Origin of the sequence: Xaviernesmea rhizosphaerae (genome assembly GCF_001938945.1) — a bacterium.
Taxonomy (GTDB): Bacteria; Pseudomonadota; Alphaproteobacteria; order Rhizobiales; family Rhizobiaceae; genus Xaviernesmea; species Xaviernesmea rhizosphaerae.
The window spans coordinates 1-15632 of sequence record NZ_MKIO01000037.1; the positions used below are offsets into that span (position 1 = coordinate 1).

Annotated in this window: 13 protein-coding genes and 2 pseudogenes; 6 read left to right on the plus strand and 9 right to left on the minus strand. The window is 62.4% G+C overall.

The genetic code is table 11. The features are described from left to right. Positions 1–336: 336 nt before the first annotated feature. The 8 genes and pseudogenes from BJF92_RS16625 to BJF92_RS26130 form a co-directional block, all read right to left on the minus strand. Positions 337–1197, minus strand: coding sequence for a hypothetical protein (locus BJF92_RS16625; RefSeq protein WP_075635882.1), 861 nt, complete (start codon positions 1195–1197; stop codon positions 337–339). After that, positions 1194–1664: a hypothetical protein gene (locus tag BJF92_RS16630; protein WP_143524072.1), complete on the minus strand. Its 471-nt coding sequence runs from the start codon at positions 1662–1664 to the stop codon at positions 1194–1196. Before BJF92_RS16630 ends, BJF92_RS16625 begins: the two co-directional genes overlap by 4 nt. After that, positions 1661–2137 (minus strand): hypothetical protein, encoded by a 477-nt coding sequence (locus tag BJF92_RS16635; RefSeq protein ID WP_075635884.1) that lies wholly within the window; start codon positions 2135–2137, stop codon positions 1661–1663. The genes BJF92_RS16630 and BJF92_RS16635 overlap by 4 nt, the downstream gene beginning before the upstream one ends. Positions 2138–2201: 64 nt before the next feature. Then, a complete protein-coding gene (locus tag BJF92_RS16640) occupies positions 2202–3467 on the minus strand; it encodes a hypothetical protein (RefSeq protein ID WP_075635885.1) in 1266 nt (421 codons plus the stop codon). Further along, the gene (locus BJF92_RS16645) at positions 3464–5446 is read right to left on the minus strand and encodes a vWA domain-containing protein (RefSeq protein ID WP_075635886.1); all 1983 of its coding nucleotides are present in this window, start codon (positions 5444–5446) and stop codon (positions 3464–3466) included. The genes BJF92_RS16640 and BJF92_RS16645 overlap by 4 nt, the downstream gene beginning before the upstream one ends. A gap of 175 nt (positions 5447–5621) precedes the next feature. Next, positions 5622–6710 carry an AraC family transcriptional regulator gene (locus BJF92_RS16650; protein ID WP_143524073.1) on the minus strand — a complete coding sequence of 363 codons (1089 nt, stop codon included), beginning with the start codon at positions 6708–6710 and terminating at the stop codon, positions 5622–5624. A gap of 583 nt (positions 6711–7293) precedes the next feature. Continuing rightward, positions 7294–8199 (minus strand): HipA domain-containing protein, encoded by a 906-nt coding sequence (locus BJF92_RS16655; protein WP_245294807.1) that lies wholly within the window; start codon positions 8197–8199, stop codon positions 7294–7296. Positions 8200–8304: 105 nt separating this feature from the next. Beyond that, positions 8305–8579 (minus strand): annotated as a pseudogene (locus BJF92_RS26130) (helix-turn-helix domain-containing protein). Positions 8580–9098: 519 nt separating this feature from the next. Here BJF92_RS26130 and BJF92_RS16665 point away from each other — a divergent pair. After that, a pseudogene (locus BJF92_RS16665) lies at positions 9099–9565 on the plus strand (site-specific integrase); the annotation flags it as partial. A 458-nt stretch (positions 9566–10023) separates the two neighbouring features. Here BJF92_RS16665 and BJF92_RS16670 read toward each other — a convergent pair. Further along, positions 10024–10920 carry a LysR family transcriptional regulator gene (locus BJF92_RS16670; RefSeq protein ID WP_075636007.1) on the minus strand — a complete coding sequence of 299 codons (897 nt, stop codon included), beginning with the start codon at positions 10918–10920 and terminating at the stop codon, positions 10024–10026. Positions 10921–11042: 122 nt separating this feature from the next. Here BJF92_RS16670 and BJF92_RS16675 point away from each other — a divergent pair, with 122 nt between their 5' ends. The 5 genes from BJF92_RS16675 to BJF92_RS16695 all read left to right on the plus strand — a co-directional run bounded on the left by BJF92_RS16675 (position 11043) and on the right by BJF92_RS16695 (position 15413). Continuing rightward, the gene (locus BJF92_RS16675; protein WP_075635888.1) at positions 11043–12233 is read left to right on the plus strand and encodes an MFS transporter; all 1191 of its coding nucleotides are present in this window, start codon (positions 11043–11045) and stop codon (positions 12231–12233) included. Beyond that, positions 12230–12700, plus strand: a complete 471-nt coding sequence (locus BJF92_RS16680) for a cyclophilin-like fold protein (RefSeq protein WP_075635889.1) — start codon at positions 12230–12232, stop codon at positions 12698–12700. Before BJF92_RS16675 ends, BJF92_RS16680 begins: the two co-directional genes overlap by 4 nt. A gap of 19 nt (positions 12701–12719) precedes the next feature. After that, positions 12720–13736, plus strand: coding sequence for a zinc-dependent alcohol dehydrogenase family protein (locus tag BJF92_RS16685; RefSeq protein WP_075635890.1), 1017 nt, complete (start codon positions 12720–12722; stop codon positions 13734–13736). 157 nt (positions 13737–13893) lie between these two features. Further along, complete coding sequence (locus BJF92_RS16690; protein ID WP_075635891.1) at positions 13894–14958, plus strand: alpha/beta hydrolase; 1065 nt, start codon at positions 13894–13896, stop codon at positions 14956–14958. A gap of 59 nt (positions 14959–15017) precedes the next feature. Continuing rightward, entirely contained in the window at positions 15018–15413 is a 396-nt protein-coding gene (locus BJF92_RS16695; protein ID WP_075635892.1) for a (R)-mandelonitrile lyase, read from the plus strand. The last annotated feature ends 219 nt before the right edge of the window (positions 15414–15632 follow it).

A 15632-nucleotide genomic window follows, 5' to 3' on the forward strand; every position in this document is an offset into this window, starting at 1 on the left:
ACCATCAAAGCCTCCTGTCAAACAAGGAGACCCTCGGCAACAAACCTTGCCCCAGCCTGACGTCTGTCAACAGACCTTAGCCTGCCAGCCGCAAGCTGACACTCATTCCGCCCCTCTGGGATGGGCCGTGGTCGTCTAAGCTACACCACGTCCTGGGATGCGATCGATTACCAAGCTCAAGCTTGTAAAGCGCCAGATGTACGACCAGGGAAAAAAATCGGGTGCATTCAGGCGCGCGTCATCGGCGTCAGATAGGCCTCTGACCACCAAAATTGTGTGAGAGCCGGAATTCGACGCCGATTGACACACTGAGCGACTGAATCCGTCGATAGCGCCCTATTCATCCATCAGGAACAGGCGGTAGCGGCTGCGTTCGGCTCCGGTGAGGAAGAGGTCGTCGGCGCAGCGGTTGGCCTTGATGGCGTGCCAGCGGCCATTGTTCTTTTCCAGCAACGCCTCCAGCACGGCCGTTTCCGGGTCCTGTTCGCATTCACCCCAAAGCGCAGGATCGATCGGCCTTCCATCTAGTTTTCGACGCACAGCGCCGCGAAAGTAGGCGGTCTCCCCGTCGCTTCGTAACCGCCCGACGACGAAGACGATCGGGGTCCGGCGGTTGAGGTCGGCATTGGCCTCCCTGACCGCGTCGAGAATGGCCTTTCGCTCCGGATCACCCTTGGCAACCTCGCGAATGCCCGCGCGCTGCGCCGCGGGCAGCCGCGTGAAATGCGGCGGGTGGAGGATCTCGGCGATGTCCTCGTCCGCCCAATAGGTCCATTGACCGCATGCCGCGGGGTCGTAGCTCCCCCTGCTGTCGAGATCGATCCAGCCGTCGACCGGGTCGCGAACGAAGTTGACCTGCATATCCGCCGGTTCGGCAGAGTCCCGGCACAGCCTGCGCCGGTTCGGCGTGGCGATCTGGAAGGTGATGAAGGCATTGTGCGCGCCCGCTTCGTCCTTCCCGTAGAGCGTATCGACAACGTGGATTTCCGTCTCCGGTGGCGGCGGCAGACGGCGAAAGAGGATCGAAAGAAGCGCCTGGGCACAGGGCCGGACATCGCGCGCCTCAGCCGGGCGGGCGAAGGCGGAGGCCGGGAAGGCCGCCGGACAGGCTTCCGGCTGGACCGCCGCTGCCGCTGTGGGAATGGCGAGACAGCCGAGGAGCAGGAGCAGCAGGGTGCCGACATGTCGGATCGTCATCGATCGCCCTCCGGTGGCGTGGGTGGTTTCCAGGTCATGGCCGGCAGCCAGGCGAGCAGCATGGCCAGCCCTAGTGCCGCGAAAGCAGAAAAGGCGAACGCCACGGGCGCAAGCAGCGGTAGCGCTCCGTGAATGCTGCCCTTGAGAAAGAGCGGACCGAGGACGACGAGCCCAGCAAGGCCGCCGAGACCGGAGGCAACGGCCAAACGTGCCGCTCCGCTCCAGCCAAGTCGCGCCAGTCTCCGGTCGAGCCGACCGCAAAGAAAGGCGGGCGCGGCCCCGAGCAGATAGGCGGGAGCGAGAAGACTGGCGATCAGTCGCAGGCTGAGATCGGCGCCGAACATGGCGAAGACGAGCGCGCCGGTGAACGGAGGTACGACAAGCGCCAGAAAAGCGGCATGGAACGGCATTAGCCGCGCTGTGCTCGCTGACTGTCCGCCAATGAGCTCGTACTTCGTGTCGCTCACGGAAGGGGAATCGTGACGCCGTCATAGACGTTCGCCACCTTCGTGCCGGCCTTCAGCGCCGTTTCCAGAAGGGGAAGACCAGTTGCGTCGTCGAGCACGACCGTGATTGTCTCGCCGGGGGCGTTTCCGCTCATCTTTGCAGGCGTGAAGTCATAAGCCGTGCCGGAGACGCCCTCGACGGCGCGCGGGCCGATCCGCCGGCACTCGGTCACCGTCTCCGGCGACGGTGTACCCTTCTTCATCACCGAACGCGTCGCCGCATTCAGCTCAACCTTTCCCCAGCTGTCCTTGGCGCCGACACGGCTGTAAAGCGCGTCCGGCGTCAGGACCATCTCCACCGGATCGGCCATGCCAGGCGTCGTGATCGTCCGCTTGATCGCCGGCTTCTGGAACATGGCGGCATAGGCATCGTAGATCGGCTGGCAGTCCGATGCGGCCCTGGAGGGGGCCGCGGCCAGGAGGAAACAGGTCAAGGAAGCGGTCGTTCTAGGCAGAGATCTCATGCGGTCATTGCCTTCTTCTCGGGGTCAAGGATCGTCATTTGCCCACCCCCATGCCCGGCATGCCGAGGCCGAGGCAGAAGGTGTTGCTGCGTTTCGCGCGCCAAACGCAGGCTTCGCCGCCGCCATATTCCGCCGCGAAGCCGGCGGCAAAGATGCCGTCGCCATCCGGGTTGCGGGCGACGACCGTGCCGCCTTCGGATTTGCCGCTCTTGGAAATGGTCGCGACAGGATTGCCCGCCTGGTTATAGGCGACCGCAGCACGTTCCTTGCCGACCAGAGCGGCCGCCGGCGAGCCGTCCGCCGCAAAAACCTGGGCCAGACCCGACCCGTCGGCCTCGGCCGAGATCCAGGCTACCGTCTGGCCACCGCTGCCGACGGCGACGAGGCCGGCATTGTTCTTGGCCGGATTGGCGCCGGCGGACATCACCTGTTCGCCTGCCTCGTTGAAGAGGCGAAGGGCTACGCCCTTCCCGGGCACAGTCCCGAGCGAAGCGGCGGGCTTCTCCCCGTCGCTCAATTTCAGTCCGAAGAGATCCTCGTCCGCTGCGAGATCGGTGTGCTTCTCGCCCGATGTCAGATGCAGACCGGCCTTGTCGCTGGCGATCACATAGGCGCTGGTCTTAGCTTCCGCGCTCTGGACCTGCAGCATGCCGCCGCTCGCGCCGATGCTCGCCGCAAAGCCGCCATCCGGGCTGATCGCTGAAATCGACCCGCCGTTGCCGACAAAGCCGATATGGATCAGGCCCTCCCCGGTCGCGCCCTGAAACAGGCTGTTGCCGTACGCATCGACCTGGAAGAGCGTCTTGCCGCCGGCGCTGACCACCTTGAAGGGGGCCTTGTGCTCGCCTTTCATCAAGGCATCCACCTTGGCTTCGACGGCATCCATCCGACGCATCAGGTCTTCGACGCGGCCGACGAGGAGCTGCAGCTCGTCGGGCGACATCGGCGGCAGAGCGCCACCCAGCCCGCTCGATTTACCTCCGCCGGCCCTGCGCTCTGGATCGACCTTGTCGATCCAGAAGTTGAGTTCGGCAAGCGTCGCGTCCATGAACCGGACCATGTCATCGGCAGAGAAAACCTTGATCGTTCCACCGGGGACCTTGGGATCCGCAACCTCGGTCGGGGCAAGCTGCACATCCAGCTTGTTATGCCAGTAGGTCGCGATCGCGGCTTGGTCTGGTGGAAGTTCGCCGGAGCCAAGCTTCGACTCTGCAAGGACAGCAGGGGCGTAGAAAACGCAGAGCAGCAGCTGCAGGCCCCAGAGAGCACGACCGAGTTTGTAAGTCGACAAAGCCTTCATTTGAGATCAATACTCCTCTCGACGCTTTCACCTGTCTTTAGGTCTATATCAGTAGTTCCCTTCCGCCCCTGCTCGTCGGCGGCATCGACCCGGTAGCGTCCCACAGGCAGGATCGCTGCATAGCTTCGCGGCGTGCCCACCTGGACGATCGGTTTTTCCTCGAAGCCGCCCTCGGTCTTGGCCGCAAAAATCGACAGAAGGACATTGGCTGGCGGCGCGGCGCCAGGCGCCGGCTGAGCCGAAATCGTCAGTCGGCCGGCGGCAAGGTCGAGGCGCTCACGCAGCTTTGCACCGGGCGCCAGCGTCAGATGACGCGTGGCGCTTGCCGCACCCGAGACCAGCGTGACCTCCCACTCGCCCGGCGTCAGGACCAGCGAGGGGGCCGCCTCCAGTTTTCCTTCAAGGGCCGGGCCCGCTTGCGCACCCCCGATCAGCTTGACCGGCCGCACGGTCCAGGCCGCGTCGCGCCAGTCGGTGAAGGCGGGTGCGCCCGGTCCGAGGCTGCCTTGCAGCGCGAGCGCGGCGGAGGGCAGATCGAGCTGGACAATTTTCGTCTCTCCTGCCTCCGCCGTGACGGCCTGTTCGATGACCGCGCCAGCAATCGCAAGCCGGGCCATATAGGCGCCGGCCGAAACGAGGAAGGTCGGCCGCGCCACCGCCTCCGCCGTCAGAGGCTTTGTGTCCGCCTGTCCGGCCAGCGTCCAGGAGAGGCCCGTTCCCGTCTTGATCGGCGTCTTCTCTCCGGGCAAGGCGGCCTCCAGGGTTACCTTGCCCAGCCGAAGGTCGAGCACGCTCTCGACCGTCTTGCCCTCGACCACGTCGATCTCGGCGGTCGCCGAAAAGCCGCCCAGCGATACCGTCGGCGCATAGCGACCGGGCGCGAGCATGGCTTCGGGGGCAAGGACGCCCTCCAGCGTCGCGAGAGCCTGTCCCGCTTTCGGCGCCAGCGTCCAGACCGGGTCGCCCTTCAGGTCAGTGTCGGCCAGCGACAGTCCTTGGGCCGCGACGATCGACAGACGGACGAGGCCGGCCTTCAGCGGGATCTCGTGGCGCTCATCGGGCTGCCCCGCGACCGTCAGCGGCGTTTGAGCGTCGATATTGCTGCCTGCAAGGCGCAGCCTATAGCGACCGGGCGCGAGGCTTGGGGTCACCTGCGTCCCCTTGCCGGAATAGACGGTCTCGCCCTTGTCGCTTGCGACCGTGAACGTGACCGGGCCGGGAACCGCCCGGCCGTCGATCACGGCCTTGAGCGTCACGGGCTTGGGCATCGGCGGTGGCGGCGAAGCCGGCTTCGTCTCCACCGGGCTTGGTTTTTCCGAAGGGTTGCCAATGGGCGCCGGCGGCGGTTCGGCCAGAGTCCTCAATGCGTGCTCCAGGCCATTGGCATTTTTGGTCTCGATCGCCTGCCCGCCACCGCGTTCGGCGATGCAGGCGAGGCCCTTCATCTCGCCCTCCGAAAGACCGAATCCAACGACGTGGATCACCACACCAGCCCGCGCCTCTTTGAGCGACTCGGCCACAGCGCAGGGATCCTCATGGCAGGTTTCCAGCCCGTCGCTGACCAGCATGATCGTGCCGCCGCTCTCGGGAAGAAGGCCTGCCGCATGGCGCAGTGCGCCGGAGAGCGGCGTCTTGCCCCTGGCGCGAAGCGGCTTGAGCGCCTCGCGTATGGCCTTGACGTCGACGGGGCCGAGGTCCCTCACCGTCTCGATATCGCCGCAATCATTCTTGCGGCGATGGCCATAGGCAACGAGGCCGACCTGGCGATCGACCGGAAAGAGCGACAGCGTGTCGAGGAGAATGCGCCGGGCGGCGTCCAGCCGTGTCTCCTTGCCGAGGGCCGCCGCCATGCTCCCGGAGGCGTCGAGAACGATGATGACCGGATCGCGGCTCGCGGGCAGAACCGTTCGCTCGGCGGCGGCTCCGCTCGGGGCGAAGCCGCCGAGGAGACAGGCGAGGCCGAGCATCAGGCAGTGCATCGCCAGCCTCGACAAGGCGATCCGTGCCGCACATGTCCATTGGTGATGCGCTTGCATAAGACGTTCCCCCGCCGGCCGGCCGGATCATCATGAACCGGCGACGCGCGCTGCCTTTGCTAGCACCGCACGAGCAGGCATCGCGTGTCGATTCCGCCAGAATGGGCTCCGGAATCTGTCAATCGAGGGAAGATTTGCGGGGCAGAGGCCGGAGATCGCTCGGGTGCAGGCCGTACTGATCGCGGAATGCGTCGTAGAAGGCGGAAACGCTGTGAAAACCGCAATCGAAAGCGATCGACAGGACCTTGCGCGGGGGATGCGACGTCTGGCGCAATAGTCTCGCTGCCAACTCGACCCGCGCCTTGCGAATGGTGCGCGCCGGTGTCGTCTGTTTTCGCGCGAAGATCTGGCGGACGGAGGAAACCGACAGTCCGAGATGGCGGGCGATGTCGGCGTCCCCCAGCGTCGGATCGGCGAGGTGGCGGTGGATATATCGTATCGCCCTGTTGAAGCGGACGTCGGTGACGGCCTCCCCGCTCATGACCTTGTCTTTGCCTGTCCCATTCGCACCCAGGGCTACGGCAGCAAGATCGCAGAGCTGATCACCGACGAGATCCGCGAGCGTGGCATCGGGCAGCCCGCTTAAGGATAGGAAGCTGCGCGCATGTCCTGAAAAAAGCGAAAGAGCAGGATTGTCGCCTGGAAGGACGCGGGTTGTCAGCGCGTCCCGGTCGGCAAGCATCGCGCTCAGCTTGGCGCGGGGCAGAGCCACGGCCATCACCTCCCCCGCCCGATCCGCCTGCGCGTGAAGGGGGACGTCGGTGGTGTGGAGAATGGCATTGCCGGGCAGCGCCACGCAATCGACGCCGTTTTGCCGATAATACAGGGCCTGCCCCGACAAAGCGAAGGACAGGATCACCAGATCGAGCCCATCCTGGTTGGCCGACATGTCGAAGCGGAGCACCCCGCCCTGGAACCGCGTTGCGCAGGCGTCGAGCACGGAGATATTCGAAAAGCTGCTGTCGCCGGTCTGCGCCATTCGCTCATGGAGGACATAGCGATGGCCGATCAGCCTGCCATAGGCTTCATAAAGTTCGCCGACGGCGAACGCATCGTCGCAAGCCATGGCTGAGGGACCACGCAACGGAAGTGTCATGCGATCACCGCCCCGTTCTCGGCTCGCTGGGAGCTGCCCGTCGATACTAGCGAATTCCTGAAAATAAGGAATGACGATTATGAGGCGGAGTGGTTTCTCATCATTGGGCAAGGGCCGGCGGCTGCCTTAGGAGAACGACTGCTTCGCCGCCATTTCAGCGTGGTTCGGCCAATCTCAGCGCAGCATCATGCCGACGCCGGGCAGTGTGACGTTGAGCATGTCCGGCCGGATCCGGGCGTGCGGATTTCCCGTACCCCGCTCTTGCCGAGAGTAACCCGCGTCATATCCGAGCCTGCGCGCCAGTTCGAATAATGTGTGGGACTAACAGCGTGAAGCGTGCGGTCAGAATTTCAAAGTCCAACCAACTCAATTCAACCCCACCATTGGCGCCGAAGGCTGACCCCCGTCCCACCAAAGAAACGGCAGATTGATCGGCGTGTTGACCTGTAGCAACCGGGGCCAGGCTTCCACGCCGAAAGGGTCAAAATTGCTCAATCACAACGGATGTCCTGAGATGTGGCGTCTGCAAAATGTCAGGGTCATGCTCTTCGATCGATTTCGGCAGGCGTGACCAATCGGCACTGGTTGCGACGAGTGTTGCTATGTCTGGCTCAGCTGCAGCGCCAACGAAAGATGACGAACGGCCATTCCACCGTTGCCTTGCATGCGGAAATAATTGCCGTCTCACCGATTATCAGCAATCCGCCTGAATGCGCCGACACCGCTTCTGGATCTGATGTGTGACCCTTTCCAGAACCCGAGCCGGATCGCCCGCAAGGTCAGCAACCTGCGAAGCCACATCCGCGCATCGCGCGGCGACAAGCTCGGCTAAGTCGGCAACGCGCCTGACCGTCGATGCTCTGCTCAACCCGATGTCGGCGGCAAGCGCCTGCCAGTCGGCTTTCTGCAGATCCGCAGCGCTGATCCGGCCTGCAATCCCCTGAGGCAGGCTCTGGTCGACGGCAGGATAGACAGCAGCGCACATCAGGTCATAGAGCGGCGCCATCTTCGCGGACCCACCCGCACCGATCAGGATCGAATAGTTCTTCGCGTGCGAATCCGAGTTGCAAATGAGCACGTTGAGGATGACTGCATCGAGGAGTGTCATGCGCTCTGCAGGCGAAGCCAGGTCGCTGACGGCTTGGAACATCATTTTCAGGGTCACGCCCTGCCCGGTCGAGGAGCACTCGTATTTTTGCGACGGGAAATGTCCGGTTAGCTGGCAAAGATCTTCCTGGTGAAGCCGGCGAATTTCGTTTTGCGGATCGGTGAAGCGGTCATATCGCTTCACCAGAAGATAGCGGCGTCGGTCAGCCACGCAGATGGTCGCCTCAGCACCCTCAAGACCACAGGCGCGCGCAAGGGCGAGACAGAACGCTTCGTTCTCGACGCTCCCTGCGAGCCGCCTTGAATCAGGCTTCAGAATGTGGGTGAAGGGTGTCCCATCGACAGGGATCGATATCGCACCATTCTCTCCGACGAAGACCGGCAGCTTCTCCTGGACGCCCGCGAGAGACATCGAGACCCCGCGCTCCCCGACCAGGAAGGGCTTTGCCGGAAGCTCATCCAGAATGCGCTCCAGCGCCGCGGCATCCGGCAAGGGCTGGAGATTGACACCCGGTCGACGTGGCTACCGATCGACAAGGCGCCGGCTGTGTCGCGCCCGATATGGCCGAGGAGGCCGACGATGTCCTGTAGATGGTCGTCATCGGCCGTCGCCGAAGGTGGGCAGGAACCCAAGGTCGTCTTCCGGGGCGTCCGTGACGGACTGAGCCGCCTTGAGGTCACCGATCTCCAGTCCAACGGTGCGCGCCACGATCAGCGACTTCTCAAGCTGGCAACTCGGCTTCCCGGACTCAAGATCCACAATGAAACGCTCACCCGTACCGGAGCGCGCCGCAAGCTCGGTCTGTGTCCAGCGCCGACCGCCTTGCGCTTTTCGCGGATCGCGGCGCCGAAATCGCGTGCAGACCTGAACATGGATCGTCTCCCGTGAGCGCTTACCGTACAGGAAGATTTACTGCCGATCAACGCCGTCCTTACCGTACGGGAAGCCCTCGAAATCAAGCTTCGAGTTCATACCGATCGGGAAGTTTTCCCGTGTGGGAATGCCTCGGATTGACGGTCCTTGAGCCCGCGGTATCGCCTGTGGTATACCTCGGGATATCGCAATTTCGCCAATGAGAGCGGCAGGTTGGAGAAAGTCCAGCTTTCTCAGGTATCGCGGGCTTAATTGGCGGAAAGTCTCCCCTCTCCGCCAAATTTTTATGAAATTTCAATTGCATAAAAGACACACATGCCTGAATGTGGGTGTTGCTCGTTGTGATCTGTGGATCACAATCAGCATAGGGCCACAGTGACGGCGCCCCCTGCGCGGAATCTATGGCTTAATCCAATCCGATTGTTAGATTCTCTGAGTAATGTGAGCTTGCCGGGATAATCCTTGGCAGCCTTTCAGGGGCATCCTACGCGTGATCTTCAATACCCACTGGAGATCACATGGCAACGATCCGCAAACTCAGAGGCCGCTGGCAAGCTCAGGTCCGTCGCGCAGGCATGAAGCCCCGCTGCAAGTCGTTCGACACAAAGCAGGAAGCCGAGAAGTGGGCGCGCGAGCTCGAGGCCCAGGTCGACCGCTTCGGTGCTGCGCCTGACACGCGCATCCTCGAAAGCACGACGCTCCTCAAGCGCTATAGGATCGAGGTTTCGCCGACGAAACGCGGCGCCACCCAGGAGATCCAGCGGATCGATGTGCTCAAGCGTCACGACATCGCTCATCGCACAATGATCGGGCTCTCGCCTCAGGACATATCGTCGTTCCGGGACGAGCGCCTGCGCTCGGTTGCCCCCTCGACAACCGTTTGGGAGCTGGCAATCCTGAGCCACGTTATCGAAGTCGCGATCCGGGACTGGGGCTGCCGCTCGCGAAGAATGTGGTGAAGCTGGTTCGCCGTCAGGTGATCCGCATCAAGCCGAAGTCCGGTGGAGAGAGCAACGGGCGACGCGAGGTCTTCCACTCTCTCCGCAGCGGCAACATCCAGGACATGCGCGAATCGGGATCGATCCGCGCGAACGCCGTGTCCAGGCAGGGCACAGCGCCGGGGTCGATGAGCACGACCTCTACGGTTTCGACGTCGCGACCGAGAAGGAGGCGCGCAAGCTCAAAGCCCTGCCGCTCGATCCAGAGATCGACTATTCGATCTTCGAGGGATTGGACTTCGAGGCGATCGCTAAGCGAAGGCGGAAAGCAGGTCCGTCAGAGCGGAAATGATTTCCGCCCTGGGTGTTCTGGCATAGGTCTTGCCGACTGGCGGCTTTGCGCCCTCATATCGCCCCTTGGGCATGTTCTGTCGTTGGCCCGAAACCTGTTAGTCCGCTCGCCTTGCCTGCAAAGCGCCAATAGAAGTCCTGCTCGCATCACGAGTCACTCGGTCCGAAACCGCAGAGCGTTCATGATTAGCAGGAACGCTGCCGAGTTCTGGCGTCGGCTGGGATAGTAGAGGTAGTAGCCTGTGAACAACGGGCACCAATCATCGAGAACCTGGATGAGTTCGCCATTGGCGATCTGACGTTCCACGAGGTTTTCCGGAACGTAGGCGATGCCGTAGCCCGCCATGGCCGCTTCGACCTGGACGATCGAGCTGTTCAGGATGATCTGGCCATCGACGCGGACGCGGAGTTCGCGGCCGTCCTTCTCGAACTCCCATGCATAGAGACCACCTGATCGAGATTGCCGGGTGTTGATGCATACGTGCTCCACCAAGTCCTGCGGAACTCTGGGAACGGGGCGGTTCGCGAAATAGGAGGGTGCACCGACCGCAACGAGCCGCCAATCCGGACCAATGCGCACGGCAATCATGTCCTTGTCGAGGCTCTCCCCCAACCGGACGCCCGCATCGAAGCGTTCTTCGACAATGTCCCGGAACCCGTTGTCGATGTTGAGCTCAAGCTTGATATCCGGATACTCCAGAAGAAGCGGTCGCACCTTCGGCCAAAGGACAGTCTCCAGCGCATGGTCCGAAAGAGTGATCCTGACCGCCCCGGCAGGCTTGTCGCGGGCCGACATCAGGTCTTCCAGTTCGCCGTCAAGTTCACGAAGTCGCGGGACGAAGGCTTTGAGCAATCGGTCCCCGGCGTCCGTCGGTGACACACTCCGCGTGGTCCTCGTCAGCAATCTGACACCCAATCGCGCTTCCAACTGCTTGATCGTATGACTCAGCGTGGACTGTGATGTCCCCAGTTTTGCGGCAGCCTTGGTGAAACTCCGTTCCTCGGCGACTGCTATGAAAGACAACATGTCGTTGAGGTCCTGCCGCTCCAACAGCCAGCTCCTATTCATACTCTCGGTCGATAAGTCCTTTCGGATTATGGCATCTTATCCTTGGAATGGCCACCGCGTATGTTCCTCTTCTAACGAAGCAAGTATGAGGAAGACGCGAACCAATGGCATTGACCTGCGATCAACAGCCAGTCCGCCTAGCAGGACCCTGGGGTGCGGTCTTTTCGATGGCTCTGGCCGCGTTTGTGCTCATCGCCTCGGAGTTCATGCCTGTGAGCTTGCTTCCGCTCGTGGCTCACGATCTGGCAATAACCGAGGGACAAACCGGACAAGCGATCTCGGTCTCCGGCGTTTTCGCCGTGATCACCAGCTTGGTGGTGGCGCACCTTACCCGCCGGATCGACCGTCGCCTCGTCGCCAGCGGCTTCACATCCCTGCTTGTGGTGTCCGGCACGATCGTGGCTTTCGCGCCGAATTATCCTGTGCTCATGATTGGTCGGGTCTTGCTCGGTATCGCGATCGGTGGCTTCTGGTCGATGTCAACCTCGATCGTCATGCGCCTGGTCGCGGAGAACGAGGTCCCAAAAGCGCTCGCCTGGATCAACGGCGGCAACGCACTGGCCGCCACGATCTCCGCGCCGCTCGGCAGTCTGCTGGGTGCCTATGTCGGCTGGCGCAGCGCATTTTTCCTGGTCGTTCCCATCGCGTTGCTGGCGCTTGTCTGGCAGTGGATCAGCCTGCCGCCAATGCCGCCTCGGGATCAGAAGTCCCGCGGCAACGTGCTGCGACTTCTCGCCCGCCGTCAGGTCCTTCTGGGCATGGCTTCGACTATGCTCCTGTTCATGGGCCAGTTCGCACTGTTCACCTATCTGCGACCCTATCTCGAAACCGCGGGCGGCTTCTCTATCGAAGCCATCTCCCTCGTGCTTCTGCTCATGGGCCTTGCTGGCGTACTCGGCACGATCGCCATTGGCAGAGCCTTGCGGACACGCCTGTTCACGCTGCTGATAGGCATTCCAGCCGTCATGGCACTTCTTGCGATCGGTATGGCCGCACTCACCTCGGCGTCTCTGCTCGTGGCAGCATTGCTGGTTGCCTGGGGTTTCTTTGGCACCGCTGCGCAGGTGGGCTGGGGCACCTGGGTAAGCAAGCATATCTCCGATGACGCCGAGGCCGGCGGCGGGCTGAGCGTTGCCGTCATCCAGCTCGGCATCACGGCTGGAGCCGCGGGCGGTGGATATCTGTTCGACGCCGTCGGATGGCGGGGGCCGTTCGCTCTTGCAGCCATCATCTTGGCGGCTTCATCCATTGTCGCGCTTGCCGCCATGCGCAACGCCCGGAGGAACACCACATGACATCGCCTCGACTGCATCGCCGGACGGTGTTGGCCGGCAGCCTTGCCACCATCATCTTGCCGCCCTTGGCATTCGGCCAGCAGCGCCGCGACCCCGCCAATCAGGAGCCCACAGACATGAAAGTCCGCTTCAGCTTCGACAGGCACACCGTCAACGCGACCCTCTACGACAATCCCTCGGCACGGGACTTCGCATCGATGCTGCCGCTCGACCTCACGATCGAGGACTATTCCAACAACGAGAAGATCGCCTACCTGCCACGAAAATTGACGGAGGACGGAAGCGGTCCGTTCGGCAACGAGCGACCTGGCGACGTCTGTTATTATGCGCCTTGGGGTGACGTCATCCTGTTCTATGCACCCTATCGCTATTCCAGCGGCTTGATCCGCCTTGGGCGCGTCGACGGCGGGATCGAGCCGATGCTGACGCGTGGCACCTTTCCCCTGCGCATCGAACGCGCCGAATAATCGAAGGAAGGACACGATCATGCGTGCGACAGTTCTTTACAGCCCCGGCGATATCAGGTGCGTCGAAGTCGAAGACCCGAAGATCATCGAGCCGACGGACGCGATCATCAAGCTTTCGGCGTCCTGTATCTGCGGCTCCGATCTTTGGCCTTATAGCGGGCTCCAGCCCGTCAACCAGCCCGCCCATATGGGTCATGAGTATTGCGGTGTCGTCGTCGAGATCGGATCGGCCGTGTCGACGGTGAAGCCCGGCCAGTTCGTCGTCGGCTCTTTCGTGCTGTCTTGCGGTCAGTGCCTCAATTGCCTCGGTGGTTGGCCGTCGTCTTGCGTCGTCAGGCAGTTCATGTCCGGCGGGCAAGCGCCGATCGCGCGCATCCCGAATGCCGACGGTACGCTGGTGGCAACCGCCGAGATGCCGCCCGAAGACCTGATCCCAAGCCTGCTCGCCGCGTCAGATGTTCTGGGCACGGGTTGGTATGCCGCGGATGCCGCGCGTGTCCAGCCAGGCTGCACGGCCGTCGTCGTTGGCGATGGCGCGGTTGGCCTCATGGGTGTCCTCGCCGCCAAGCAGTTGGGGGCCGAGCGGATCATCGCAATGAGCCGGCACAAGTCCCGTCAGAACCTGGCGCTCGACTATGGCGCGACGCATATCGTCACCGAGCGTGGCGACGAAGGCGTCGCCAAGATTCGGGAACTGACGAAGGGCATCGGCGCTGACTCTGTGCTGGAATGCGTCGGCACGCAGGAATCCATGATGCAGGCGCTCAATGCGGCCCGGCCGGGCGGCTCGATAGGCTTTGTCGGCGTACCCCACGGTATGTCGCTTGAAGGGCAGATGCTGTTCTTCGCCCAGAAGAACCTGCTCGGCGGCCCGGCTCCCGTGCGCCGCTACCTGCCGCAGTTCTTCGACCTGATTCTGAGCCGCAAGATCGATCCCGGAAAGGTGTTCGACTTGGAACTTCCTTTGGAGGATGTCGCCGAAGGCTACAAGGCGATGGACGACCGCCGCGCGATCAAGACGCTGTTGCGCCTCTAGCGCCTTTCGGTAGCCAGCCGCAGGTTCGAGCCCGCCGGCTGCCGATTACGCCCAAGACCAGGATTGCCGATGTGGAAACCTCCCGTTTCCGCAACTGCGCCTTCGTGCCCGGATCAAACCATACACTGCAAGCACATATCATCAAGGAGAAGCACATATGACCGACCATAATGAAGCTCGCCGTACCTTCCTGAAACTAACCGGAGTCGGCGTCGCAGCACTGGGCGTCGCAAGCGCTGCCGCGGCGCCCGCTTTCGCTCAGGGCAGTGCTGACTGGGACAAGACATTTCCCAGGAGCGAAGTCGTCGACCACGAGAAGATCACGTTCAAGAACCGTTACGGCATCACCCTGTCGGGCGATCTCTACCTCCCGAAGAACCGCGGTGGCCGGGGCCTTCCCGCAATCGTTATCGGCGGCCCCTTTGGCGCGGTCAAGGAGCAATCCTCCGGTCTCTACGCGCAGACGATGGCCGAACGCGGCTTCATCACGCTCGCCTTCGACGCGTCCTTTACAGGCGAAAGCGGCGGTGAGCCGCGCAACGTCGCCTCGCCTGATATCAACACAGAAGACTTCAGCGCAGCGGTCGACTACATCGGCCTGCGCCCCGAGGTCGATCGTGAGCGCATCGGTGTCATCGGCATCTGCGGCTGGGGCGGCATGGCTTTGAACGCCGTCGCCGTCGACAAGCGCGTCAAGGCCGTCGTTGCCAGTACGATGTACGACATGACCCGCGTGATGTCGAAGGGCTACAATGACAGCGTCACGTTGGAACAGCGCACCCAGGCGCTGGAACAGATGAGCCGTCAGCGCTGGATCGACGCGGAAAAGGGTAGCCCCGCCTATCAGCCTGCCTACAACGCCACTGTCTCTGCAGACTCTCCGCAGTTCATGATCGACTATCACGACTATTACAGCACGCCGCGCGGATACCATAAGCGCGCCGTCAACTCCCGTAACGCTTGGACGCAGACAACACCGCTGTCGTTCATGAACATGCCGATCCTGTCCTATATCGCAGAGATTTCCCCGCGTCCGGTTCTCTTCGTTCACGGCGAGAAGGCTCACTCGCTCTACTTCGCCAAGACGGCCTTCGAAGCGGCGGCCGAGCCGAAGGAACTGATAGTCATTCCAGGCGCAAGCCACGTCGATCTCTACGACAGGACGGATGTCATTCCGTTTGACAAGCTCACACAGTTCTTCAACCAACATCTGGCGGTTTGATGCAAACCGAGCCGGCCACCGTTCGGGCGGTCGGCTCGGTTCCACAAAGGAGATTCGACATGGATATTATTTCCCTCGGCAGCCAGGCGTCCGGCAAAGGTCCGTCGGACTGGTTCACGGGTTCGGTGAGGATCGACCCGCTGTTCGCCGCCAACGAAGCAAGGCGCAGTGCCGCTGCGACGGTCACATTCGAGCCTGGCGCTCGAACCGCTTGGCACACGCATCCGCTGGGCCAGACCCTCGTCGTCGTGAGCGGATTGGGACGCGTGCAGCGCGAAGGTGGGCCGATCCAGGAAATCCGCCCCGGCGATGTCGTGTGGTTCGAGCCTGGCGAAAAACATTGGCACGGCGCGGGGCCAACAACGGCGATGAGCCACATTGCGATCCAGGAACATCTAGACGGAAAGGTCGTGGACTGGATGGAGCACGTTACTCAGGAGCAATACGAAGGCTGAAGGATCGACTTGGCTCCGAGACAGCAGTCCGTCCGTTTCCGGATGACGATGTGGATTTCAAGAAAGGACAAATAGAATGAAGAGCATGAGATCACGCCTCGCTAGGCTTCCCCATGCTTTGCACCGAGTTACGACAAGCGCCCTTTTCGCTAAGGCGTCTACGAAACTCGGGGCTATTCATTTTTCAATTGGGCAAAGTGCCATTTCTTTCCGAAACAT